Here is a 24,694-nt window from a genome sequence, read left to right as displayed (position 1 = left end):
ACCATGCGCCTTTCCCGTTCGGGGGTGCGGTTAGGTCGAATCGATTCGGCGAATCGGTTCGACTGGACCATAAGCGTGTGTCGGCGGGATGGTCAAGAGCCGGAAATGTCCGTGATACGTCCTCGTCATGCAGCCGTCATGCGACGCCGTGGACCCGGAAGCCGCGTAGGGCTAGGGATCCAGTGCCGTTGTTCGAGGAGGACTCGACGGGGGAGGAGCCGGGGTCAGGCGCGGGGTTTCGCCGGTCCTGTGGTGCCGCGAAGGGAGATGGGCGGGGCGGCCAGGAGGTGGCGGTGCGTGCTGCCGGGATCGGCGATGCGCTGGATGAGCAGCTCGACGGCGCGAGCGCCGAGCTCGATGGTGGGAACGTCGGCGGAGGTGAGCGGTGGGTCCAGGTTTTCGGCCAAGTGTTGCGCGGCGACGCCGGCGATGGAGAAGTCCTTGGGGACGGCTAGGCCCGCCTGGGCCAGTGCGCGGTACATGCCGGTGATGGCGGTCTCGTTGATGGTGGCGATGGCCGTCAGTTCGGGATGTTCGGCGAGGAGTCGCTCGACGCAGGACAGCCCGGCCTGGGCGTCGTCGGCACAGCAGGCGTGCACACCGTGCAGGTCTCGTTGGGCGACGGCTCGTGTGAAGCCGGCCTGGGCGCGATGGCCGGGACCGTAGCCCGCGGCGACCAGCTCGGCGGAGCGGTTGACGAGCGCGATGTTGCGATGGCCGAGGTCCGCCAGGTGGTGCACGCACTGGGAGATGAGCGTCTCGTAGTCGACGTCCACCCACGTCATGTCCTCGGGATGGCTGGTGCGGCCGATTCCGACGAACGGCAGCCCGCTCTGCCGTAGGCGGGTGACGCGATCGTCCTCCAGCCTGATCTCCATGAGAATGACGCCGTCCACGCGTCGGCCCGTGACGACGCGCTCGAATGAGCGCTCGTGCTCGCCACCCGACGGTGACAGCAGAACGTCCAGGTCGGCGCGGGCGGCGGCGTCGACGACCGTGGCCACGAAGCCCAGCTGCATGTCGGTCAGGCGCTGACTTGCCGGAGGGATGACCAGGCCGATCGTGCGGGTCCTGCCCTCCTTCAGTGCCCGAGCGGCGGCATTGGGCCGGTAGTTCAGCTCCTCGATGACCGCCTGGATGCGCTGTCGGGTCTCCTCCGACACCGGGCGCTTGCCGGTTAGGGCGTAGGAGACGGTGCTACGCGCCACACCCGCTCGCCTGGCGATCTCCCCGATGTTCACCCGCACCCCCGCATCCGAATCCGCCGGTCCGCGACCATCGTAGGTCGAATCGGTTCATGGCACCCGCGGTACTGGATTCCGTAACGAGGATGTGTCGCGGGGCGCACGCCTGCGGCGACATTTCGGCAACCTGAAGTCCCTTCCCATTGACTCGTGCGACGAACCAGGCCTATGTTCGGTCGAACCGGTTCGCCGAATCGGTTCGACCTAGATCGAAAACAGCCGCGTAACGCCTGTCAGCGGAGGTCAGAACCAGTGAGATCAGCGGCAAGGAGCCGGCGCATGGCCGGTGTGAGTCTGGCGGTTCTGGCGACCGCGGGCGGTCTGGTCGCCTGCTCGTCAACGTCCGGCAGTGAGAGCTCGTCGAGCGCGAGCCAGGCGGCAGGGGGCGGGAGTTACGCCGTCTGGGACCCGTACCCGCAGTATGACAAGAGCTCTGAATGGGTGAAGCTGCTGGAGGCATGCGGCACTCAGGCCGGGGTGAAGGTCGAGCGCACCAGCTATGACACGAGCGATCTGACGAATAAGGCCTTGCTTGCGGCCCAGCAGGGCAACTCGCCGGATGTGCTCATAGTGGACAATCCGGTGGTCTCGACGCTGGCCGAGGCCGGCGTGTTGACAACGACCGAGGAGAACAAGCTCGACGTCTCGGCGATTGCTCCGAACCTACTGGCGGCGGGACAGAGCGGCGGTAAGACGTACGGCGTCCCGATCGGCGCCAACACCCTGGCCCTGTACTACAACAAGGGGGTTCTGGAGAAGGCCGGAGTGGACATCGCGTCGGTCAAGGACTGGCCGTCGCTGACCGCGGCACTGGAGAAGGTCAAGGGCGCGGGCAAGAAGGGAATCACGTTCTCGGCGATCGGCACCGAGGAGGGCAGCTTCCAGTTCCTGCCCTGGTTCTGGGGTTCCGGCGCGCAGCTCACCAAGCTCGACTCGGCCGAGGGCGTGTCGGCCGTGGCGCTGTGGAGCGACTGGCTGAAAAAGGGGTACGCCCCCAACTCTGTGATCAACAATACGCAGACGACCAGCTGGCAGGAGTTCGCCAGCGGCGACTTCGCCTTCGCTGAGAACGGCACGTGGCAGCTGGCCAACGCCAAGAAGGCCGGCTTCGAGTACGGGATCATTCCCGTGCCGGGCAAGGGTGGCGGGACCGCGCCGGCTCCCACCGGTGGTGAGTTCGTCAGCATCCCCGTCCAGCAGGACACCGCCCGCTACGCGACCTCCCAGAAGCTCGTGACGTGTCTGACCAGCCCCGACAACTCTCTCACCACCACGACCACCCTCTCCTACATCGCGCCCACTGAGGCGGTGCAGGCCAAGCAGGTGGCGGCCACTCCCGACCTGAAGGTGTGGGTGGACGCGGTGAAGGCGGCCAAGGGCCGCACCAGCGACGACCTCGGCACCAAGTACCCGAAGATCTCTGAACCGATGTGGGGTGGGGTGCAAGCGGCGCTGAGCGGATCGAAGTCGCCGCAGGAGGCGATGGCGGCCGCGCAGTCCGCAGCGGCGAGCGCCGTCCAGTAGAAAGCATGAGTCGAGTCACACAGACGAAGGTCCGTCCCGCCGGTGGTCTCGCCCCATTGAAGGGCCGAGGCCACCGAGTGGCGGCGCGAACCCGGTCCGGGCAGTGGGCGGCGTGGGCGTTTCTGGCCCCCGTTGCCGTCTACTTGCTGGTGTTCTACGCCTATCCGCTGTATCGCAACGTCGAACTGAGCCTGCGCAACTACACGGTGCGTTCGTTCGTGCAGGGCGATGCGCCGTTTACCGGGTTCGCCAACTACATCAAGATCTTCGGCGATGCGACGTTCGGGCCCGCCCTGTGGCACACGGTGGTGTTCACGGTGGTGTCACTGGCCTTCCAGTTCGGGATCGGGCTTGCTCTGGCGGTGTTCTTCAGCCGGAACTTCCGACTGTCGGCCACGTTGCGGGCGCTGTTCCTGGTGCCCTGGCTGCTGCCGTTGATCGTGTCGGCCTCGACCTGGTCGTGGATGCTCAACAGCGACTCCGGTGTGATCAACGTGGTGCTGGGTGCGTTCGGGATCGACCCGGTGAACTGGCTGACCTCGCCGGACTGGTCGCTGTGGTCGGTGACCATCGCCAACATCTGGATCGGCATCCCGTTCAACCTGGTGGTGCTGTACTCCGGCCTGCAGGGGATCTCACCGGCCATCTACGAGGCCGCCGCGCTGGACGGGGCAGGTGGCTGGCAGCGGTTCTGGAAGGTCACCTTCCCGCTCCTGCGGCCGGTGTCGGCGATCACGCTGCTGCTCGGGCTGGTCTACACGCTGAAGGTCTTCGACCTCATCTGGATCATGACGAAGGGTGGTCCGAGCGGCTCCTCCACCACATTCGCCACCTGGTCTTACCGATTGGGCTTCGGAAACCTGGTGCCCTCCTTCGGGCCCGGCGCGGCGGTGGGCAACCTGCTGATCGTGATGGCCCTGATCTTCGGGCTGATCTACATCCGCGTGCAGCGAAGGCAGGCCCATACATGAGGTACTGGAAGACCGCGATCGGGTTGGTGCTGACCGGCGTGATGCTGTTCCCGGTCTATTGGATGATCAACGTGTCGTTCACCCGGGACACCGACATGCGTAAGAGCCCGCCGAGCTGGTTTCCTGTCAACGGCACGCTGGAGGGATACCGGGCGGTCCTGGACCAGCAACTGCCCTACCTGGGCGTGAGTTTGGTCGTCGGGCTGGGCACGGTGGCGCTGACGCTGCTGGTATCGGCACCGGCCGCGTACTCCCTGGCCAAGCTGCGTCCGCGCGGCGGTGGGGTGCTGGGCTTCGTGCTGCTGATCGCACAGATGATCCCCGGGATCATCATGGCGATGGGGTTCTACGCCATCTTCCTCAGCACAGGGGTGCTCAACACGATCCCCGGGCTGATAGTGGCCGACTCCACGCTCGCCGTGCCGTTCGCGGTGCTGATCTTCACCGCGTTCATGTCCGGCATTCCCGAGGAGCTGCTCCAGGCCGCCCGCACCGACGGCGCCGGTACTTTCCGCACCTTCTGGTCCATCGTGCTGCCCGTCAGCCGCAACTCGATCATCACTGTTTCGCTGTTCGCGTTCCTGTGGGCCTGGTCGGACTTCGTCTTCGCCAGCACTCTCGACCAGGGCGGTGACCACCAGCCGATCACACTCGGCATCTACCACTACATCGGCAACAACAACCAGCAGTGGAACGCCATCATGGCCACCGCCGTGATCGCCTCCATCCCGGCCACCATTCTGCTCATCATCGCCCAGCGCTACGTGGCCGCCGGTGTCACCGCGGGCGCCGTCAAGGACTGACCTTCCGAGAAGGGACTCTCACTTTCATGACCGTCGCCGCGTCAGGCCCGGTGTTCTCTCTGCGGGAAATCCCGTTCAGCTTCCACGGATCCTGGTTCGACTTCTCACCCGTGGTGGCCGAGAAGACCTACGCCCAGGACGTGCACCTGGTCTCACACCAAACCGGCATGCACCCGATCCTGCGGCTGATCCCCACCGCAGAGACCGACATCACCGCCACACCGCACCAGCTCACCTGGAGCTGCGAGGGCGGCCGGATCGATCTCGCCTACGAAACCCCCGATACCGTACGGCTGCGCGGCCACCGCCTCGGCCTCCGCCTGCTAGCCGCTGATCCCATCCTGACTCCGTTCAGCGGCCCCTACTTTTACCAGGATCCCGCCGACGGATCATTCGTCTTCACCGTTTACCAGACCGGGCGCCGCTATCGCATCACCCTGATCTACGGGCAGATCACCGAGCAGCTCAACGCGCAGACGCTTGGCGCCGCCGAGCGCGGCGTCGTCCTGAGCGGCGATTGGGAGATCGCCATCGAGGAATACGAGGCCGCCCGCGAGCCCTACACCAGTGCAGATACTTTCGAGCAGGTGGCCAAGGCGGCGCGGGCCGAATTCGACGCGTTCGCCGCGGCGGTGGCGCCCTGGCGCAGCGATCGTACGCCTGCCGCCGAGTTGGCCGCCTACGTGCTGTGGTCGGCCACGGTCCGCCCAGCCGGGTTCGTCACCCGACCCGCCGTGCTCATGTCCAAGCACTGGATGGACAAGGTCTGGAGCTGGGACCACTGCTTCAACGCCATCGCCCTGTCCGGCGGCCTGCCCAATCTGGCCTGGGACCAATTTCGGCTGCCCTTCGACCACCAAGACGTCGCCGGGGCGCTGCCTGACTCCGTCACCCATTCCGAGATCCTCTACAACTTCGTCAAGCCACCAATCCATGGCTGGGCCCTCCGGCACATGCCCCCGGTGCCGAAGGGCGAGCTGGCCGAGACGTACCGGCTGCTGGAGCGCTGGACCATGTTCTGGCTGACCGCCCGGCGCGCTCCCAGCAGGGAACTGGCGCACTACCAGCACGGCAACGACAGTGGTTGGGACAACGCCACCACCTTCGACCCTGAGCGCGTCGTCGAGACCGCAGACCTGGCCGCCTTTCTCGTGCTCCAGATGCGAGCGCTCGCCCGTCTGGCCACCGAACTCTCCAATCCTGATGCGGCGGCCGGCTGGTCGGCCGCGGCCGACCGGATGCGAGACGCGCTGCTCGCTGAGCTGTGGACGGGGGACCGATTCGTCGCCCGGGGCGCACGTTCGGGACGAACCTGGTCCAGTTCCAGCCTGCTCGACCTCATGCCGATCGTGCTGGGGGAGGAACTCCCCGAACCGATTCGTGCGACGTTGGCCGCCAAGATCGAGGAGCACCTGACCGCGTTCGGGCCCGCCACCGAGTTGCCTACCTCTGAGCATTACCAGGACGACGGCTACTGGCGCGGGCCGATCTGGGCGCCCTCGACCGTTCTGATCGAGGACGGCCTTCGACGTGCTGGGTACACCGACCTGGCCGACGAAATCAGCGTGCGCTTCCGCGCGTTGTGCGAGAGCTCCGGGTTCGCGGAGAACTTCGACGCCCGCACGGGAGAAGGATTACGCGACCGTGCCTACACCTGGACGGCTAGCGCCTACCTCACGCTCGCCGCTGCCCAGGAGGGGCGGCACCGACAATGACAGTGCCTTTGACACGGGAGGTCAGGCCCGCCTAGCCTGTGTCGAATCGATTCGAGCGCGTCTGTGACGATGGGCCGGTCACACGGGGGAATGGGTGAACATCGGGGAGATCGCCAAGCGGGCGGGTGTATCGCGCAGCACCGTGTCGTACGCCCTCAGTGGCAAGCGCACGGTCTCCGAAGCAACGCGTCGGCGCATCCTGCGGGTCATCGACGAGGCCGGTTATCGCCCCAACGCCAGCGCCCGAGCCCTGGCCGAGGGGCGTACCCGCACCATCGCCCTGGTGATCCCCCCTGCGGGACGTCGCCTCACCCCCATCCAACTGGGGTTCGTCGCCAGCGTCGTCGCGGCAGCCGGCCTTCACGAATTAGATGTGCTGCTCTCTCCCAGCGGCGGTGAGCACGACCGCTCGTTCGAGCGGATCATCAGCGGCCGCCGCGTCGACGGAGTGATCCTCATGGAGGTCCGATTGCAAGACGCGCGGGCAGCCAGGCTGCGCGAGTCCGGCCTACCGTTCGTGGCGATCGGCCACACCGCCGACGCCGGGACCGGCTGCTGGGTGGACCTGGACTATGAGGGGCTCATCGGGAACTGCGTGCACCACCTGGCAGACCTCGGGCACCGCGCAATCGCCCTCATCAACCGACCGCAGGAGTTCCTGGACTCCGGCTACGGCCCAGCCCGCCGCGCCCTGGACGGATTCACCGCCGCAGCAGCCGCGCGCTCCCTCACCGCGACCGCGATCTGCTGCCCCGATGACGCGATGGCCGGTGAGGCCTGCGTGGAGAACCTCCTCGCCGCCCACCCCGCGATCACAGGTATCGTCACCGCCAACGAGGCCGCATTGCCCGGCATGGAACGCTCGCTACGCCGCCTCGGCCGGGCCGTACCCGGCCAGATCTCCATCACCGGGGTGGTCGGACGGCACTGGGCCGAGGAGTTCCACCCACCCCTGACCGCGGCCGACGTCCCCATCTCCGACATGGCCGACCGCGCTGTGGGACTACTTGTCGAGCGAATCTCCTCGCCTGCCGGGCCGGAGCGCCACATCCTCCTGACGCCACCGATCTCCTTACGCTCCAGCACAGCTCCTCCGGTCCAACGAGCCGAGTGTGATCCAGCCTTGCCCTCCCAGGGCAGCCACGCTGAGTGTTTGACCAGCTGAAGCGCCGGCAGTTCACGCCCTGAGCCCGCACCAGGCGACTGCCGGCGCAGGCGAGCAAGATGATGACATTCGATGCTGTCGAGCTTGGCGTCGAAATCGGGATCGGGAGACTCCTTCCACGTCTTGGTCCGTTGGAAGATGACCCCATGGCGAGCGAGTAAGGCGCGTAACGCCTCCCGGCCGATACGGATGCTTTGGCAGGCAAGACGCTCCAGGTAGGCGGCGAGCTTGCCGATACGGCGGACAACTGATGATCATCTGGTTCGCTTGGCACCCTCGCCGCGGGCGCCTATCCACATGCCCCAGCACGTCCCGCTCCCCGTGGCGGTGATGCCGGTCACCGCTCACCATGCGGCTTGAGCCAGGTCATGATCTCGGTTGCTGGAAGATGCTCAGCGAAGCTGTTGTCGGATACTTGCTGTAGCACCACGCGCAGGTCCCGCTCGAAGTCCTCAAGCCTGTCGCCGAACAGATGGGGGGCTGAGTCGGATCGGGAGAACACCCACGCCACGATGTCGTCCGCGGTGCGGTTGACCACTTCCCCGGCAGGCACGACATGTCGTTCGAAGTGGTCGAACCCGGCCCGTGCCAGGACGAGGTCCTCCCGGTTCGGCGTGCCGTTGACGAGCGTTCCCTGCCCCGCGCGGCGTACCGGGCCCAGGTACCGACGCACTAGATCGCTGATCTGCGCGAACGGGGGAGCAGGCAGCGGCAATGGCGCCGGTTCGGCGGGCGGGTTCTTGAGGTCGCTCATATGGACGAACGCGCCTCCCGGCTCCAGCATCTCCAGCACGGTCGCAGCGACACGATCCCGATCCGTCCAGTGGAAGGACTGGGCGAACACCACGACCCGGAACTCACCCAGACCGGCCGGCAGGTCCTCGGCGCGGGCGGTCACCCAACGCGCGTTGGTCACCCCGCGACGCCTGGCCTCTCGCTCGGCCTCGGCCAGCATGTCCTCATCTGGGTCGATGCCGGCTACTTCGGTGAAGAACCGCGCCAGGGCGAGCGTTACGGTGCCGGGCCCGCAGCCGACGTCGAGGAGTCGGCCCTGGCCGTCCAGGCCGAGGGCAGTGGCCAGTGTTTCGGCGAAACCCGGAGCATACGGTAGCCGGCCACGCTCGTAGTAGGGTGCGCTTCCCTTGAACAGGGTGCTGTCCCACTGCCATCCATCAGGCACGTCAATCTCACTTCATGCGTGGGCGAAGCCCGTCGGCAGGTCCGAGCCCATCGGCGGCGGCGTCGTCCCGTACGCGCCGATGTCCACAATTCAGGGTTTTTCCTCGATCACCTGTCAAGCATGACCTGAGACAGAAACGCCAAGCATCTCGTGGGACGAGACAACGGGATCGGCGCGCAAATGCTGCGGGCCGGGCGCCTGGAGGACGCCCGGCCCGTGACATGAGACGGTTGGCGTCAGCCGATTCGCTTCCAGGGACCGTTGGGGTCACCTGGCGTCTGATTGCGGGTCCACCATTGCGCCTGGTAGACGACGCCCTGGTAGTCCGCCCTGTCGCCGGCGACGAAGACCCGTGACGGGGTCCATACAGCGGTGCCGTCCGCTGCGGAGACGATTTGCTCCCAAGGTCCGTAGGGGTCGCCGGGGGTTTGGTTCTGCGTCCACCACAGGGCGCGCCAGACCGATCCACGGTAGGACGCCTGGTCGCCGGTGTTGTACACCTTGCCGGCGGTCCAAGCCGGCGGGTTGTCGATCACGATGGAGACGGTCTGCTCGGTGGTCAGGCCGTTCGTGCCGACTGCGTCGATCTTGAGCTTGTAGGTGCCGTTGGGGTAGGCGGTGGTGTCGACGACGAGGTTGGGGTGGAGGCCGTCGTTGTGGCTGCCCGGTGCCTTGGTGTTGTCGGTCAGCCAGACGCCGCCGTGGTTGAGTTCGATGTAGGTGTAGGACACGTCGGATGCCGTACCGCCGAGATCGGCGGTGAAGGTCTGCGTACCGGAGACGGCGGCGTCGGCCGCGACCGAGACTCTGTTGATCGTCGGGTAGGGGGTGAGGGTCCAGAAATGGTCCAGGACGGCGGCGTCGCTTGTGGCGGGCGCCGGACTGGAGACGACCGTTGCGTTGCGTCCGTTGCCTGACGAGTCCGCGACGGCCGTTCCGGTCGTCTCGTCGAATGTGTAACGAAGGACGTTGCCGGTGCCGGCCTGCCCGCCCGCAAGAGCGGACACCTCAGACGCCGTCAGCGCGCGGCCATAGACGTTGAAGTCGTCGACAGCGGCGGCCAGGTACGGGTCGCCCGAGTACTGCGAGCGGCCGATCCAGTTCTGGGTGGTGTTGCCGAGGTTGGACGGGTGCAGAGTGAGGCTGGTGTTGGTACCTGCGACCTGGCCGTTGACGTAGAGGGTGCCGGTGGTGCCGGACACTGTCACCGTCACCAGTGACCAGGTGTTGAGCGGGAGCGACGTGGTGGAGCTGATCTGCTGCTCCCCGCCGGCGCCGCTGGTCGTGATGGCGAATCTGAGCCCTGTGTTCTTGTTGAGCGTCAGGAACATGTAGTTCGACGCGCCGGTGCCGAAGTCGAACACGCGTGACCACGTCGAGTTCTTGGTCGGGTTGACCCATGTCGAGACCGTGAAGTCGCCCGTGACACCGCTCACCGCGCCCCGCGGGACGTTGACGTACTGGTTGGATCCCGACAGCGCGACAGCGTTGCCGAGCCTGCCGGCAACCCGGGTGCCACCGGCACCGGATGAGGTGACGGTGGTGTCGCTCCACTGCACGACCTGGGCGCCCGAGGTCTTACTCATGCCGTCGACAGCGAGCGCGAGACCGCTGTCGTAGCTCACGAGCTTGTTGTGACCCTTCCCGTCAGGGATGACCTGCCAGAGCTGGGTGTTGCCGCCGGTGTCGGTCTCCACCACAGCGGACGCCCCGTTGCCACTCGAGGCGTCCTTCACCCCGAGCACCAGGCCGCTTGCCGTGTTGACCACCTTGTACAAGCCGGGGCCGGCGGAGACCAGCTTCCATTTCTGGGTGGGACCGCCCGCGACGCCGGCCTGATTGACGGACGTCCCTGACGACGTCCCCGCGTCCTTGGTGTCGAGTGCGAGACCGCTGTTGAGGTTGGTGATCCGGTACGTGTTCTCGAGGTCGGTCGCAGTACCGGCGCCGCTGATCACCAGGTGGTAACCGTTCGCGGAGTTCATCGCCACCGGCACGGTGATGGAGCCGTCGGCGACCTGGTAGACGGTGTCGGAGATGGTGATCGGACCGGCGACCGGGTTGGTGCGCCCGTACGACGGGGTGTACTCGAGCTTGGCGTGGACGGTGTCGCCGAGGCTGAGCTTGTCGAGGCCCTTGACCTGGACGGCGGTCGCGCCGCTGCCGCCACCGAACAGAACGCTGACCTGCTTCTTGTCGCTGGTCACCGCGGCGGCGCCGTCGAGGCCCGACGTCGCGTTGGGCGGCGTGGTATCGACCATGTCCCCGTTCATGTCGGCGTACCACTTGTAGAGCCAGTAGGCGCCGTTCGGGCTCCCGCCGGTGCCCGTCAGCAGGTCGCCGAGCGCGCCGTAACCATTCCAGAACGCCAGCTCGGCGTCGTGGATGCCGTACCGCTCGAACTTCGCGATGTACCCCACCAGGGGGCCCGGGATGCCGACCTCGGACGGCGCCGCGTACTCCTCGATCGAGATCGGGCGCGGGCTGATGCCCAGGTCCTCCATGATGGCGGTGACCTTGGCGAGGTCGCCCACGATCTTCCCCGAGTTGATCAGCTCGTGCCAGGAGATGATGTCGGGGACCGTGTCGGTCGCGACCGCGTTCTCCAGGAAGTTCTGCATGTCGTTGATGTTGTCGGAGAAGCTCGGGCCCTGGATCGGCGTGGTCGGGTCCAGGGACCGCACCTGGCGGAAGGTCTTCGTCCAGAAGTCCTCGTAGGTGCCGTTGGAGGCGAGCCAGGTGTTGTCCGACTCGTTCCACAGCTCGTAGGCGACCATGTTCGTCGCGCCGGACGCCTGGACGGCTTTGACCTGCTGCTCCACGACGGTCGGCCACGTGGCCCAGCTGAACTGGTACGGCCAGCCCGCGTAGTAGTCAGAGAGGCGGTTGACGACCTTCGCGCCCGCCCTGGCCGCCTTGTCGGCGACCACCAGCACGTCGCCCTTCGCCTGCTGCCTGCCGCCTACGGCCATCTGGACGAACGTGTTCGGCTTGATGGCCTTGACCAGGTCGTCAGACGGCGTCGCGTCGTCGGCGAGGCCGTAAAGGGACCCGGTCGCGACGTGCGTGACCGGGCGGAACGGCTTGTCGGCGCTCACCACAAGGGTTGACGCGGGCGTCGGGGCGGCGGACGCGGGCGAAGCCGTGATCGCGGTTCCCGCGGCCGCGATCGTGAGCGCGGCGACAAGGGCCCCCGCGCCGCGAGACCGGCGCCGTAACCGGTCGAGGTGGAGGGCCGATGCCCTCCCCTGGGGTAATGCAGGTGATGCCGTTCGAGACATGCGTGATACTCCTTTGTGTTCCGTGAACGAGGGGCGTTCACAATCCCGGGTTCGGGCGTTGCCCATGGAGGTCTTCCAGGGCAAGGGCAGGCCCCGCCGAAACGGAAGTGAGCGTTAACATTCGGTTCGCGCTGCGGGCCTGCGTCGATTCACACTCGCTTTGGGCGTTACCTCTGAGGGGGTGGCGGGGCCGGATCCGGGGCGCCCTGGTGGATGGTGCCTTTAGGGCGGTCCGTCGCCCTGTCACCGCTCCTGCGGTGGGAACGGGATCCAGACCCGCATGGCTCCCGCGGACCTGTTCGCCCAGAGGAAGTACGGAACGGCCGGGATGGCGGCCGGTGCCGTCGCTGAAGGTGTGGTGGTCTCGAAGGTCCGATACAGGCGGTCGTCGCTGCCTGACCGCACACGTACGGGGGTTCGAAGCGTTACAGGTGCGATCGCGTGGGCGCCGTGGACGACGTCGATGGGGCTACGGGTGTCCAACTCCAGGTCTTCGAAAACGACGTCGGCAAGGTCGTCGGCAAGGTCGGCCTGTTCCAAGCAGTACACGAGCGGGCCGCGGGTGAGTGCGACGCTGCCGCGCACTGCGTCGACCCGATGGTGGGCGGTGACCAGCCGCGGCGGCATGGGCAGGACGAGTTCAACGCGGTCGCCCGGCCGCCAGGTGCGCGTAAGGTCAAAGTAGCCCTCGTGACGGGCTGTGACGTCGACCTGCGACCCGTTGAGTGTCAGCTGGACGTCTGTGCACCAGGCGGGGAGGCGAAGGGTCAGGGTCCACGGTGCTTCCGTTGTCTCGGTGACCGTGATGGTGACGTTCTCGTTCCACGGATATGCGGTGGTGACGTCGACCGTGTGCTCGCCGGCTGTGACGGTTCCGGGAGCGTACAGGTGCAACTGCAGGCCATCTGGGCCACCGGTGGCCGTGTAAGTGTGCAGCGATGCCATCAGCCGGGCGAGATTGGGCGGGCAGCAGGCGCAGGAGTACCACGGCAGCCGCTGGCCAGGGGCGTCCTCGTCGGCCTCATGGCCCGTGCGCACCTGTAGCGGGTTGGAGTAGAAGAAGGCGGTGCCATGAAGCGCGGTGCTGGCGGCGATGCCGTTGTAGAGCAGGCGTTCCATCTCGTCGGCGTAGCGGGAGCGACCGGTGGCGAGCAGCAGCCGCCACGCCCAGTGGAAGCTCCCGATGGCGGCGCAGGTCTCGGCATAGGCGCGGTCGGCCGGCAACTCGTAGGGATCGCCGAATGCCTCGTCACGGTGGCGTGAGCCCTGCCCGCCGGTCACATACGTCTTTGCTGACATCGCCGATTCCCAGAGCCGCTCAGTGGCGCTCAGCAGGGCGGTGTCACCGGTTTCCACGGCGACGTCCACGGCACCGGCGGCCAGATACACCTGACGCACGACGTGGCCCGTGACCTCGGCGGCGTCGCGGACAGGCCGGTGGTCCTGGTAGTAGTGATGCTGCCGGAAGCGATTGTCGGGGCCGAGCAGGCCGTGCCCGCGCAGTTCGACGAAGCGCGCGGCCAGGTCGAGGTAGGGGCGGTGGCCCGTGACCCGGTAGAGCTCGACCAGCGCGGTCTCGATCTCAGGGTGTCCGTCGAGAGCATCTACACCGTCTGGGCCGAACCGCTCGATCAGCAGGTCGGCGAAGCGTCGCGCCACCGCGAGGATCTGCTGCGCCGCCGGCTCGTGCTGAGCCGTGCGTGCCGCGGCCACGGCAGCCTGGATGAGGTGGCCGGCGTTGTACATCTCATGGCTGGAGGGCAGTTCGGCCCATTGGCGGTCGCGGTGGTCGACCTGGAAGTACGAGTTCAGGTAACCGTCGGAGTCCTGGGCCTTCTCCAGCAACTGGGCGGTGTCAGTGACGAACGCCGACGATCCACCGGACCGCGCGAGCTCCCAGAGGGCCGCCTCGAGCGTCTTGTAGACATCGGTGTCGGCGAACCAGTAGCCGGCGAAGCCGCCGTCGAAGTCCCCGGTGACGCGACGGAAGTTGTCGAGGTTGCCGCGCACGTGGAGTTGCCCGATGCAGTGTGGGAGGGTGGCGGCGGCGTTGCGGTCCTGCCAGCCGCCGAGCAGTCCGTCCGCGCTGAGGCGCACGGCGTGGGCGGGCAGCGGCCTGAGCGCGGAGATCGCCTGGGAGGTGGGCAGGGTGGGACCGTACGAAGCAGAGTGGGGCATGCAGGGGTTCCTCAGTCCTTGACGGCACCGGCGGTCACGCCGGCGGCCACATACCGCTGAGCCACGATGAGCAGCAGCGTCGCGGGGATGGACGCGACCACGGCGGTCGCCATGATGGCGTTCCATTCCTGGTTGTTGTTGCCGATGTAGCGGTAGATGCCGAGCGTGATCGGCTGCTGGGCGCCGCCGCCGTCGAGGGTCGTGGCGAAGACGAAATCCGACCACGCCCACAGGAAGGCGAACAGGCTGACGGTCACGACGGCGTTCCTGCTCACCGGGAGGATCACCGACCAGAACGTGCGGAAGGCGCCGGCCCCGTCGATCTTGGCCGCAGCCGACAATTCCGCGGGTACACCGGACATGAATGCCGTGAAGATGAGCACTCCGAACGGAACCGCGATGGTCGAGTCGGCCAGTACCAGGCCGGCGGCGCTGTTGAGGACCCCGAGTTTGAGATAGATCGAGTAGAAGCCCATAGCCATGATGACGCCGGGAATCATCTGAGCGACCAGCAGCACGAAGCTGAGCGCACCTGCACCGCGCGGGCGGAGCTTGGCCAGGGAGTATCCGGCGGGCGCGGACACTATGACGGTGAGCGCGACGGTGCCGAGCGCGATCAGCAGGCTGGTGCCCAAGTACGGCAGTTGCTGATCGAGCACTGCTCGATAGCCCTCAAGGGTGCCGTGCAGCGGGAACAGGTGCGGTGGGTCGGCGCGCATGTCCGTGTCCTTCGTGAAGGACACGTTGATCATCCAGTAGATCGGGAACAGCATGATCGCGGTCAGCATGATGCCGATGGCCGTCTTCATGGACCGATTCATCGCGGAGCCCTCCGCTGCATGCGGATGTAGAGCAGCCCGAAGACCATGGCGAGGACGATCAACAGGTTGCCGACTGCCGCGCCCGGCCCGAACGACGGGAGCAGGTTGCCGAAGCCGAGCCGATAGGACCAGGTGGCGAGGGTCGTAGAGCCGTCGGCCGGGCCACCCTTCGTCATGATCCAGATGATGTCGAAAACCTTGAGCGTATAGATCAGACCGAGCAGCAGCGTGATCGCTGACACAGGCCGTAGCAGGGGAAAGGTCACCCGCCAGAACGTGCTCCACGGCGTGGCGCCGTCCAGCGCCGCTGCCTCGTAGATGTCCGATGGGATGGCCTGCAGGCCGCTGTAGAGCACGACCAGGTTGAACGGGATGCCGATCCAGATGTTGGCGATGGTGACCGACACCAACGACCAGTCCGGCGAGGTCAGCCAGTTGACAGGGCCGATGCCGAACACGCCCAGAGCGCTGTTGACAATCCCCGAGTCACTGTTGAGCATCCACGACCACGTTGACGCCGAGACGATCAGTGGCAGCAGCCACGGCACGAGGAACAGCGCGCGCAGTGTGGCCGACAGACGGAAGTGCTGGTGGAAGAAGATTGCCAGAGCCATGCCAATGGAGAACTGGAAGACCAGCGAGGCTCCAGTGAAGACCGCGGTGTGGGTCAATGCCGGCCAGAAGGTCGGGGCGTCGAAGACCGTGCGGTAGTTGTCCAAGCCGCTGAACGGTGCGCCGCCCTGCACGAACGAGCGGACCGTGTAACGGTGCAGACTCAAATCGAGGTTGCGGTACAGCGGGTAGGCGTAGAACGCGACCAGGTACACGACGACCGGGGCCAGGAAAGCCCAGGCCGTCCAATGCCCGCCGGAGCGGGCCGACCGCGGCCGCCTGGCACCGGCCCCCGTCTCCGGCACAGCCGGGACGGAGGCACGGGTCGTCACGTGAGGTGCCATGATCACTTCGTCGCCGCAGCAGCTGTGGCCTGGGCGGCGGTGAAAGCGTCTTGTGGGGACTTCGCTCCACTCAAAGCCGCCTGGAACCCGGTCCACATCGGCTCGGAAATCTTCGGGTACTTGGTGCCGAGGTTGTCACTGGTACGGCCCTTCGCCGCTTTGACCGCCTCGACCCACACCTTCAAGTCGGGGTTGCCCGCCACCTGCTTGGCCTGCACGGCGTCTGTCGCCGCGATGTAAGACAGTGTCGTGTCCGTCGTGTAGGCGTTGTCGGCGTTGGTCAAGCAGCTGATCAGCTTTTGTGAGGTGGCGTAGCGGCCGGTGTCGGTTTGCACCGGAGCCGTGACGAACTCGCCGCCCGTGGGGGCCGGTGCGGTGCCGCCGGAGGAGGACGGGATGGGGATGATGCCGTACTCGAAGCCGGCCTTCTCCGCGTTGGCAAGCTGCCACGTGCCGTTCTCGGCGAACGCGAACTGACCGGTGGCGAACTCCTGCCAGCTCGTGGTCTGGGTGTTGTTGATGACGGAGTTCGGCGCATAGCCGTTCTTGAGCCAGTCCGACCACAACTGCAGTGCGGATATGCCCTGCGCCGAGTCGAGCTGGGTCAGGTTGGCGCCGGCACCCCAGAACCAGGGCAGGAACTGGAAGCTCCCCTCCTCGGTGCCGATCGCCGAGAAGGTGATGCCCTTCTTGCCTGCGGCCTTGACCTTCTCCAAAGCCGCGGTAAGCGACGCCCAGTCCTTGATCTGCGCGGCGTCGACTCCTGCCGCGGTCAGGACTTCCTTGTTGTAGTAGAGGGCGAGGGTGTTGGCGCCGATCGGGATGCCGTACGTCTTGCCGTCGATCTGACCGGCCGCCAGAAGGTTCGGCTCCACCGCCGAGGTGTCGACCTTCATCTCCTCGGTGGTGGTGAGCACTCCCGCATCTGCGAGCGTCGACACAACGGGGTTGTCGACGATGAGCACGTCCGGGGAGTTGCCTTGCTGGGCCGCGAGGAGGGCCTTGTTCGTCAGGTCGGTGGTGTCGTAGCCGGTGCGCTTGATGGCAACGCCGGTGTCGGTGCCGCACTTCTGCAGCAACTTCACCCAGTCGGCGCTGTCGTCGAACTGCGGGTATGGATCCCAGATCGTGTACGTGCCGTTCGAACCGGAGGACCCGGCGCCCGAGCTTGTGGACGAGCCGGTGGTGGAAGAGCAGGCAGCGGCGAGGCAGGCCGTCAGCGTGACGGCCGCGACAGTGCGGACACGACGGCGTGTGACGTTCGAAGAAATCATGGCGATCCCTTTGCACGGGGGGTCAAGCGATGTGGGATGCGGTTCGGGGTGTCATCGGCTTCCTGCCTCCCGCCGTGGCCACCACAACGGGCCTGGACGAAAGTTCAGGAGCTCTTGAGGATGAGTTCGGAAAATCAGGAAAACGATTGCCCCGACGCTAAGCTGGGCCTTGCGACCATGTCAATAGGTAGTTACAGTCACGTTAACCGGACCAAAAAGCATCATTAGGAAACCAAGGAGGAAACACTGGGCAACATCGTTCGGCCACCCACGATCAACGAAGTGGCCACACTGGCCGGGGTCTCCACCGGAACCGCATCAAAGGCGCTCAACGGTCGCGGCACCCTGCGCCCCGAGACGCGTCTGCGCGTCCAGCAGGCCGCCGAGCAGTTGGGATTCGTTGCAAACGCGGCGGCGCGCAGCCTGCACAGCGGGCGCACCTACACGGTAGGCATGATCACAACCGACAGCATCGGCCGGTTCAGCATCCCGCTGATGATCGGCGCCGAGGACGCTCTCGGCGCAGGACAGATGTCGGTCTTCCTCTGTGATGCCCGTGATGACCCTATTCGCGAGCAGTACTACGTCCGCACGCTTCTCAGCCGAAAGGTCGATGGGATCATAGTGACCGGGCGGCGTACTCAAGCTCGCGCACCGATCGGAGAGGATCTCCCGGTGCCTGTGGTGTACGCATTCATCAGTTCCTCGGACCCGCAGGACTGTTCGGTTGTCCCGGACGAGGCCGATGGTGCACGCCGGGCCATACAGCACCTCCTCGCAATCGGCCGGCGCCGGATCGTCCATGTCACCGGTCCCGAGCACCACTACTCGGCGACGGTTCGCGCGGCGGCAGCCGAGGAGACTCTGACCGCAGAGGGGCTCGAGCCTGCGTCCAGGACCTTGTACGGCGAGTGGAGCGAGGCCTGGGGTCGCCAGGCTGCCGGGATCCTGCTTTCCACAGGAGCCGACATCGATGCCGTGTTCTGCGGCAGCGACCAGATAGCCCGCGGAGTGGCGGAGGGGCTACGCGAGGCCGGCCGGGAAATCCCCCGCGATGTCGCCCTGGTCGGCTTCGACAACTGGGATGTCATGGTTCAAGGCTCCCGGCCCGCGCTGACCAGCATCGACATGGACCTGGAAGGAATCGGCCGGACAGCCGCCGAGTTGCTCCTGGCGGCCGTGAACGGCGAGCCGGTGCATGGTCAGCGGGCCCATCCTTGCCGTCTTGTCCCGCGCGCCTCCACCGCCGTGCCTGCCGATTCCGGTCGCCGCACGTGAACCAGCCGCTGACGACACCCTTCGCTGCGATCCACCGGGACTCTGCCGGACCTGCTCGTCGGCATCCACCACGGCATCGTCCCGCGCGGCTACGTGCTCTGTAGGGCCGAAACGCCCCCGAATGCGTACATGAGGAAATCAACCATCGGGCCCATCACCTACCGCCGCGGCACCTTCGGGGCGATCAGCTCGTTAACCGACGCCACGGTCCAGGGCTATAAGTACTGATCGAATTGCGCTCGCTCGCCGGTCGAATTGGAGAACAGCCATGGAAGCTGCAGGGCACGGGAGGGCGGCGGTGATGACCGACGTCGCCCGGTTAGCGGGCGTGTCCTCCCAGACGGTGTCGAGAGTCCTCAACGAACACCCACGCGTCAGTCCCGCCACCCGCGAGCGGGTATTGCAGGCCGTTCGCCAACTCGACTACCACCCCAACGCGCTGGCGCGCGGCCTGGCTGGAGGGCGTTCACGGGTTGTCGGCGTGATCAGCTTCAACACGGTCCTGTACGGACCAGCCGCGACGATGCTGGGCATCGAGCGTGCCGCCCATGCGTCGGGCTACGGGTTGAGCATCGCGACGGTAGAGCACGTCGACCGCCACGGCGTACTGTCGGCGTACGGACGGCTGGCCGACCAATCAGTCGACGGCGTGATCGTCATCGCTCCGCAGACCGCAGCCGTCGCAGCACTGTGCCATTTTCCTTCAGGCATGGCCGCCGTCGCAGTCTCCCCGGACAACTGCGCACCGGTGCCGGCGATCTCGGTGGACCAAGTCACAGGAGCCCGGCTTGCAGTCACTCACCTGCTGGAGCTGGGACACCGGACTGTCTGGCACATCGCCGGAGCCGACGACTCGCTGGACGCGCGAGGACGCATCGAGGGTTGGCGTGCGGCCCTGGAGCAAGCTGGCATCGCCCCACCTCCTCTTATTCGCGGCGGCTGGAGCGCCCGTTCCGGCTACCGAGCCGGTCTGAAACTTGCCGAACGGAACGACGTAACGGCAATCTTCGCTGGCAACGACCAGTTGGCGCTTGGCCTGCTGCGCGCCTTGGCCGAGCACGGAATTCGCGTGCCCGATGACGTCAGCGTCGTCGGATTCGACGACATCCCAGAGGCGGAATACCTCGTGCCGCCCCTTACAACGGTCCGGCAGGACTTCGACGAGGTCGGCCGCCGCTGCATGGCCGCACTCCTACGACGCATGCACGCTGGTCACCCGAAAGGCGCAAAGCTCCCCATGCCGGACCCGACCGTTCAGCCCACTCTCATCGTGCGCCGCACCACCGCGCCGCCGCCTGGCTAGCTGGCGGCACCTGTTGTACCCGGCGCCAGGCCACTTACTGGAACTCGGGCATGAGACCGTGTGGCATGTCGCCGGTCCCGCCGGCTGGCGGGAGGCCGACGGACGGTTTCAAGGCTGGCGCGCCGCGCTCCGTGCAGCAGGGCGGCAGGTTCCGGACGCGCTGATCGGAGACTGCAGTCCCCGATCGGGATATCAGGCAGGCAAGCTGCTGATGACACTTCCTGGCCGGGTCACCGCGGTGTTCGTGGCCAACGACCAGATGGCGCTGGGCGTACTGCGGGCGTTGGCGGAAGCGGGCGTGCCCGTTCCCGGCCAGGTGAGCGTTGTCGGCTTCGACGACATCGCCGAGTCCGACCTTGTGGGAGCCGGCGAGGGCGCCGGGCGGCGGCTGGGCAAGGCCGGCACATGACGCGATTGTCGGGCTGGCGCCGACGGCGGCCCGGCCGCTGCTGCGGGCCAGAGGCTCCGGCGGCCTGGCCTCCGGAGGGAAGGGCCGTCAGAAATAGGTGGGCATACGCGGTACGTAGGGCTCTTCCAGCGAGCGGATCTCTTCGTCGGTGAGCTGGATGTCGAGCGCGGCGGCGGCGTCGGCCAGGTGGTGGGGCTTGGTGGGGCCCACGATCGGCGCCGAGACCACGGGATTCTTGAGGACCCAGGCCATCGCGACCTGCGCCATCGGCACGCTGCGGGTCTCCGCGATCCGCTGCACGGTGTCGACGATGGCCTGGTCGCTGTCGAGGAACAGCGGCCGGCCGTGGAAATCGACGACGGGATCGCTCTGCGAGCGGCGTGTCGACCGCTCCCCCCAAGGACGCGCGACCCGCCCCGCCGCCAGAGGGCTCCAGGGGATGCTTCCCACGCCCTGGGCGGCGAGCAGGCCGAACATCTCCCGCTCCTCCTCGCGGTGAATCAGGCTGTACTGGTCCTGCATGGACACGAACCGGGTCCACCCGCCCGCCTGCGCGGTGTGCTGCATCGTGGCGAACTGCCACGCCCACATCGACGAGGCCCCGATATAGCGGGCCTTGCCGACCTTGACCACGTCGTGCAGGGCTTCCATCGTCTCCTCGACCGGTGTCCCGGGGTCGAAGCGGTGGATCTGGTAGAGGTCGATGTAGTCGGTGTCCAGGCGTCTCAGGGAGGCGTCCACCTGTTCCATGACGGCCTTGCGGGACAGGCCCGCCCCGCCCGGCCCCTGGTGCATCGGCTGGAACAGCTTGGTGGCCAGCACGACGTCGTCGCGCTGGACGTACTTTCTGAGAGCTCGCCCGACGATCTCCTCCGAAGTGCCCAAGCCGTAGATGTTCGCGGTGTCCCAGAACGTGATGCCCAGGTCGACGGCCTGCCGGAAGATCGGCTCGGCCGCGTGGTCGTCAAGCACCCACGGCAGCCGCTTGGCAGGGTCGCCGAAGCTCATGCAGCCCAACGCGATGCGGCTGACCTTCAGCCCCGACGTTCCCAAACGGGTGTACTCCACAGTGTGTGTCCTTTCCCAGCGTGCGGGCCCTTCGGGCCCTTCGTGTGGTCGGGTTCGGGCGCCGGTCAGCGTTGGGGAGTCGCATGCCGACGCGTCACGGCTGCAAGGCGGCCGTGATCCCACCTTCGCCGTCTTTCGGCGCAGACGGCAGGCCGGGCCGTTCGGGGTAATGACAGGGCCCCCCACGGCGGGGCCCGGGCAGGTCAGCGCGATGCGACACTGAACAAATGGCACACGAGCCCGGCACCAGCGGCGGCGGTGGCATGGAGTTGGGCCGCTTCCTGCGCGCCCGCCGCACCCAGACCAGCCCGGAACAGGTCGGCCTCACCGTGGGCACCGGCTTGCGCCGCACCCCGGGCCTGCGACGGGAAGAGTTGGCCACCCTGTCCGGGATCAGCATCGACTACTACATACGTCTCGAGCGAGGCAAGGAAACCCGCCCCAGCCCCTCCATCCTCGACGCCCTCGCCCGGGCCCTGCACCTCGACGACCAGGAGCACCACCATCTGCGGGAGCTGGCAGCCCGTGCCGCCCACTACGCACCCGAGCCGCCTCCCGCCCCCAGCCGCACCGTGCGCCCCCACCTGAAGCTGCTTCTGGAGACGATGCGCCCCAGTCCCGCCTACATCATCAGCCGCAGCATGGACCTCCTGGCCTGGAACCACGGCGGACTGGCGCTGTACGCGGGTTTGGACGACTGGCCCACCAAGCAGCGCAACCTCGCTCGCTACCTGTTCCTCCACCCCACCGCCCACAGGTTGTTCCCCGACTGGGACAACCAAGTACGCGCCTGCGTCTCCCGCCTTCGCGCCGCCGCCGGCACCGCGCCCGATGCACCCGACCTGACCAGCCTGGTCGGCGAACTGCTGCTGAAGAGCGCCGACTTCGCCAAGCTGTGGGAGCGCTATGACGTGACCGGCCGCAAGCACAGTCACAAGACCTTCCACCATCCGCACGTGGGCCTCATCACGCTCAACACCCAGTCCATGCACCTGGAGGGCACCCCCGGCCAGCGCCTCGGCGTCTACGTCACCGAACCTGGCACGCCCGACCACGACGCGATGCTCCTGCTGGACATGACCGCACCCGAGCCTGCCGCGCATCCGTCCACGACCAACCAGGCACAGCGATCAGCGGGGACTGACGGGAAGTCACGGGGACTCGACCGGCGCTGAGCAGCAGCCCCTGTTTCCCAGCTCAGAGGAGGGCAGATCAGTAGCCGCTTCCTAAGACAACCGGCCGGGCTGCTGTGTCCCGGAAAGCCGTGACTCGACCGGGCGCGGCGATGGTTCAATGGGTGGCCATGAAGGCCAACCGCTCTATTCCAGCGGCAACGGTGATACCGGTCCTGATCTATCCTGACGTACGCGAGGCGGTGGCCTGGCTGTCCGGGGCCTTCGGGTTCGTCGAGCGAGTGCGGATCGGCGAGAACCATCGCGCTCAACTCCGGTTCGGCGACGGTGCCGTCATCGTCGGCGATGTCCGACATGATCGGCGTCCTCCCCGTTCCGGCGAGGTCACCCATTCGGTGACCGTACGCGTGGAGAACGCGCGGGCCCACTGCGAACGAGCACGGGCGCACGGTGCGGTCATCCTCATGGAGCCGACGGATTTCGAGTACGGCGAGAGGCAGTACACGGCCCAAGACACTGCGGGTCATCAGTGGACGTTCTCGGAGACGCTGGCCGACGTTGCCCCCGAGGAATGGGGCGGGGAGACCGTCAGCTCTGAATGAGATCGTCGAAACTCCGCCTACAGGCCGAGACGTACAGGGGATTGGGGACCATCCGGGGACGACACGTCGTGCATGTAGCCGAACGACCCGCACGTCACCAAACGTCGTTCATGGCTACCCTGAACGCCACGCTGACCGTAGTCGCGAACCCTGCTGCCGCTGCCACTGCCGGCCCCTTCTTGTGGGCTTCGGGGGCCGTCGGTGGGGAAAGCGGAAGGTGCTGGACGTTGCAGGTCCTTCCACGGCGAACAACGCGAAGGTGCACCTTTGGGGCGCGCCCGCAGCACGGTGGCGATCACGTGCGCGTTCAGCACGGCGGCCCTTGACACGTCCATGACATGGAGCCGCCCGCTGGTCCGGCGGGCACCCGGAAGTCAGGTGCCGGTGGTGACCGGGCTGGCCAGGATGATCGGGTCGGGGGAGAGCCAGGGGCGTACCCACGCCTCCTCCTCGCGCCGGACGAGCTCGCCGCAGCCGTCACACACCCTGCCCGGGGTCGTGACCTGGCCGCACCGCTGGTGGATCACCTGCATCGAGCCGGTCGGCTCGGCCGGCTTGGTGTGCTCCTCGCCCCAGACGGCCAGAGCGTGCAGCACCGGCAGCACCTCGGCCCCCGCGGTCGTGAGCCGGTACTCCTGCCGGGTGCGCCCCCCGTCGTGGTACGGCACCCGCATGAGCACGCCGGCCTCGACCAGGCGGGCGAGCCTGTTGGACAGGATGTTCTCGGCGATGCCGAGCTCCGCGCGAAAGGCGTCGAAGCGGGTGGTGCCCAGGTTGGCGTTACGCAGGATGAGCAGCGTCCACCGCTCGCCCAGCAGGCCGGCGGCGCGGCCGATCGGGCAGGGAACGGACACCTGTGGCGCTGTCCTCACATCAGCCTCCTCTCGAGCCCAACACTGGCTTGCATTAAGCAAGTCTAGCCCAGGAGGCCGGAAGGGGGCGGCCTTCGCGCCATGGCGCTTCGACCTGGCATGCGGCGTCGCGCCACTCGCCGCGCCACCGCCGCTCCCACACAGCCTGGCTTGCACCTGACAAACCGAAGACGTAACGTCGCAGGTAGAAATAGCTTTCGTTTTGAAAGTCAGGCTGGTCGCGGAACGCGGAACCGTCCTGCGGCAGACGCCGAGAACGGCGCCCTACAGTACGGCGACGCCCATGTCCCGGTCCCGCCCACGGAGCGGGATGCCGGACCGGCCGCACTGGTGAAGGGGGAATCACCATGACGGCTATCAAGGCCCACCCTGTCCAGGACGTCGCGCGCGAGGTCCACCGGCTGACCGTGGACACAGGCATGCCATTCGCGGCCTTCCGGGAGAGCTACGAGCGGGCGGTGCCGCCGCTCGACATGGCGGAGTACGAACGCCTGCGTCATTCCGGTTCCGACTGGGACGCCGTTCTGCGAGCCGCAGGGGAAAACGCGCCTCACGGCTTCATGATCTTCTGGAGCCTGGACAACACGGCGATCATGCAAGGCTCCGGTGACCGGTGGCACAGCGTGCAGTACCTGATGGGCAACCACACCATCGCCCAGCGGATGTTCCACCACGATCCCGGTGTTCTGCTCTACGCGCCTCTGCGCACCACGATCTACGAGGACGCCCGTGGGGTGACGCGCTTCGCCTTCGACCAGCCGAGCGCGCAGTTCGCCTCCTTCGGCGATCCCGAGATAGCGGCCGTCGGCGTCGAACTCGACCGGAAGGTCGCCGCCCTCCTCGACTACCTCGGCGTGCCCGTGCCGGAACGGCTCGTCCCGGCGGACGCCCGTACGAGGTAGAGGTGGGTGGCGGAC

The 24,694-nt window shown here is 67.0% G+C and carries 20 protein-coding genes and 1 pseudogene; 11 read left to right on the top strand and 10 right to left on the bottom strand.

Annotated features, from left to right (window positions below; all coding sequences use genetic code 11):
• Positions 1–224 precede the first annotated feature (224 nt).
• Positions 225–1,247 carry a LacI family DNA-binding transcriptional regulator gene (locus tag Pmi06nite_RS34475; RefSeq protein ID WP_203957378.1) on the bottom strand — a complete coding sequence of 341 codons (1,023 nt, stop codon included), beginning with the start codon at positions 1,245–1,247 and terminating at the stop codon, positions 225–227.
• 276 nt (positions 1,248–1,523) lie between these two features.
• Here Pmi06nite_RS34475 and Pmi06nite_RS34470 point away from each other — a divergent pair, with 276 nt between their 5' ends.
• From Pmi06nite_RS34470 to Pmi06nite_RS34450, 5 genes are all read left to right on the top strand, one after another.
• Positions 1,524–2,768 (top strand): sugar ABC transporter substrate-binding protein, encoded by a 1,245-nt coding sequence (locus Pmi06nite_RS34470; protein ID WP_203957377.1) that lies wholly within the window; start codon positions 1,524–1,526, stop codon positions 2,766–2,768.
• Between the two features lie 5 nt (positions 2,769–2,773).
• A complete protein-coding gene (locus Pmi06nite_RS34465; RefSeq protein WP_203957376.1) occupies positions 2,774–3,739 on the top strand; it encodes a carbohydrate ABC transporter permease in 966 nt (321 codons plus the stop codon).
• The gene (locus Pmi06nite_RS34460; protein WP_203957375.1) at positions 3,736–4,542 is read left to right on the top strand and encodes a carbohydrate ABC transporter permease; all 807 of its coding nucleotides are present in this window, start codon (positions 3,736–3,738) and stop codon (positions 4,540–4,542) included. Before Pmi06nite_RS34465 ends, Pmi06nite_RS34460 begins: the two co-directional genes overlap by 4 nt.
• Positions 4,543–4,568: 26 nt before the next feature.
• The gene (locus Pmi06nite_RS34455) at positions 4,569–6,257 is read left to right on the top strand and encodes an amylo-alpha-1,6-glucosidase (protein WP_203957374.1); all 1,689 of its coding nucleotides are present in this window, start codon (positions 4,569–4,571) and stop codon (positions 6,255–6,257) included.
• Positions 6,258–6,351: 94 nt separating this feature from the next.
• On the top strand, positions 6,352–7,422 hold the full coding sequence (locus Pmi06nite_RS34450; protein ID WP_203957373.1) for a LacI family DNA-binding transcriptional regulator: 1,071 nt from the start codon (positions 6,352–6,354) through the stop codon (positions 7,420–7,422).
• 68 nt (positions 7,423–7,490) lie between these two features.
• Here the strand turns inward: Pmi06nite_RS34450 and Pmi06nite_RS42890 are convergent.
• The 7 genes and pseudogenes from Pmi06nite_RS42890 to Pmi06nite_RS34420 form a co-directional block, all read right to left on the bottom strand.
• Positions 7,491–7,652: pseudogene (locus tag Pmi06nite_RS42890) on the bottom strand (IS630 family transposase); the annotation flags it as partial.
• A 107-nt stretch (positions 7,653–7,759) separates the two neighbouring features.
• Complete coding sequence (locus Pmi06nite_RS34445) at positions 7,760–8,602, bottom strand: class I SAM-dependent methyltransferase (RefSeq protein ID WP_203957372.1); 843 nt, start codon at positions 8,600–8,602, stop codon at positions 7,760–7,762.
• Positions 8,603–8,838: 236 nt separating this feature from the next.
• Entirely contained in the window at positions 8,839–11,883 is a 3,045-nt protein-coding gene (locus tag Pmi06nite_RS34440; RefSeq protein WP_203957371.1) for a LamG-like jellyroll fold domain-containing protein, read from the bottom strand.
• A 243-nt stretch (positions 11,884–12,126) separates the two neighbouring features.
• Positions 12,127–14,061: a glycoside hydrolase family 127 protein gene (locus Pmi06nite_RS34435; protein ID WP_203957370.1), complete on the bottom strand. Its 1,935-nt coding sequence runs from the start codon at positions 14,059–14,061 to the stop codon at positions 12,127–12,129.
• A gap of 11 nt (positions 14,062–14,072) precedes the next feature.
• Complete coding sequence (locus Pmi06nite_RS34430; protein ID WP_239114395.1) at positions 14,073–14,870, bottom strand: carbohydrate ABC transporter permease; 798 nt, start codon at positions 14,868–14,870, stop codon at positions 14,073–14,075.
• An 8-nt stretch (positions 14,871–14,878) separates the two neighbouring features.
• Positions 14,879–15,838, bottom strand: a complete 960-nt coding sequence (locus tag Pmi06nite_RS34425) for a carbohydrate ABC transporter permease (RefSeq protein WP_203957368.1) — start codon at positions 15,836–15,838, stop codon at positions 14,879–14,881.
• Between the two features lie 2 nt (positions 15,839–15,840).
• Positions 15,841–17,112, bottom strand: coding sequence for a sugar ABC transporter substrate-binding protein (locus Pmi06nite_RS34420; protein WP_203957367.1), 1,272 nt, complete (start codon positions 17,110–17,112; stop codon positions 15,841–15,843).
• 282 nt (positions 17,113–17,394) lie between these two features.
• On the opposite strand from Pmi06nite_RS34420, the gene Pmi06nite_RS34415 reads away from it, so the two are divergent.
• From Pmi06nite_RS34415 to Pmi06nite_RS42270, 3 genes are all read left to right on the top strand, one after another.
• Entirely contained in the window at positions 17,395–18,390 is a 996-nt protein-coding gene (locus Pmi06nite_RS34415) for a LacI family DNA-binding transcriptional regulator (protein ID WP_203957366.1), read from the top strand.
• A 301-nt stretch (positions 18,391–18,691) separates the two neighbouring features.
• Positions 18,692–19,693 carry a LacI family DNA-binding transcriptional regulator gene (locus Pmi06nite_RS34410; RefSeq protein ID WP_239114394.1) on the top strand — a complete coding sequence of 334 codons (1,002 nt, stop codon included), beginning with the start codon at positions 18,692–18,694 and terminating at the stop codon, positions 19,691–19,693.
• 13 nt (positions 19,694–19,706) lie between these two features.
• Positions 19,707–20,102, top strand: coding sequence for a substrate-binding domain-containing protein (locus Pmi06nite_RS42270; RefSeq protein ID WP_308442551.1), 396 nt, complete (start codon positions 19,707–19,709; stop codon positions 20,100–20,102).
• 87 nt (positions 20,103–20,189) lie between these two features.
• Here Pmi06nite_RS42270 and Pmi06nite_RS34400 read toward each other — a convergent pair whose 3' ends face one another.
• Positions 20,190–21,170, bottom strand: coding sequence for an aldo/keto reductase (locus Pmi06nite_RS34400; protein ID WP_203957364.1), 981 nt, complete (start codon positions 21,168–21,170; stop codon positions 20,190–20,192).
• A 227-nt stretch (positions 21,171–21,397) separates the two neighbouring features.
• Between Pmi06nite_RS34400 and Pmi06nite_RS34395 the strand changes: the two genes are divergently transcribed.
• The gene (locus Pmi06nite_RS34395; RefSeq protein ID WP_203957363.1) at positions 21,398–22,345 is read left to right on the top strand and encodes a helix-turn-helix transcriptional regulator; all 948 of its coding nucleotides are present in this window, start codon (positions 21,398–21,400) and stop codon (positions 22,343–22,345) included.
• Between the two features lie 161 nt (positions 22,346–22,506).
• Positions 22,507–22,905: a VOC family protein gene (locus Pmi06nite_RS34390; RefSeq protein ID WP_203957362.1), complete on the top strand. Its 399-nt coding sequence runs from the start codon at positions 22,507–22,509 to the stop codon at positions 22,903–22,905.
• A 374-nt stretch (positions 22,906–23,279) separates the two neighbouring features.
• Here the strand turns inward: Pmi06nite_RS34390 and Pmi06nite_RS34385 are convergent, their stop codons facing one another.
• Positions 23,280–23,777, bottom strand: coding sequence for a winged helix-turn-helix transcriptional regulator (locus Pmi06nite_RS34385; RefSeq protein ID WP_203957361.1), 498 nt, complete (start codon positions 23,775–23,777; stop codon positions 23,280–23,282).
• Positions 23,778–24,124: 347 nt separating this feature from the next.
• On the opposite strand from Pmi06nite_RS34385, the gene Pmi06nite_RS34380 reads away from it, so the two are divergent.
• Positions 24,125–24,679 (top strand): DUF302 domain-containing protein, encoded by a 555-nt coding sequence (locus Pmi06nite_RS34380; protein WP_203957360.1) that lies wholly within the window; start codon positions 24,125–24,127, stop codon positions 24,677–24,679.
• Positions 24,680–24,694: the final 15 nt, after the last annotated feature.

Source organism: Planotetraspora mira, assembly GCF_016863275.1.
Lineage (GTDB): Bacteria > Actinomycetota > Actinomycetes > Streptosporangiales > Streptosporangiaceae > Planotetraspora > Planotetraspora mira.
Note: the sequence above shows the minus strand (reverse complement) of the source record. Positions and strands in the feature narration are given on the sequence as shown.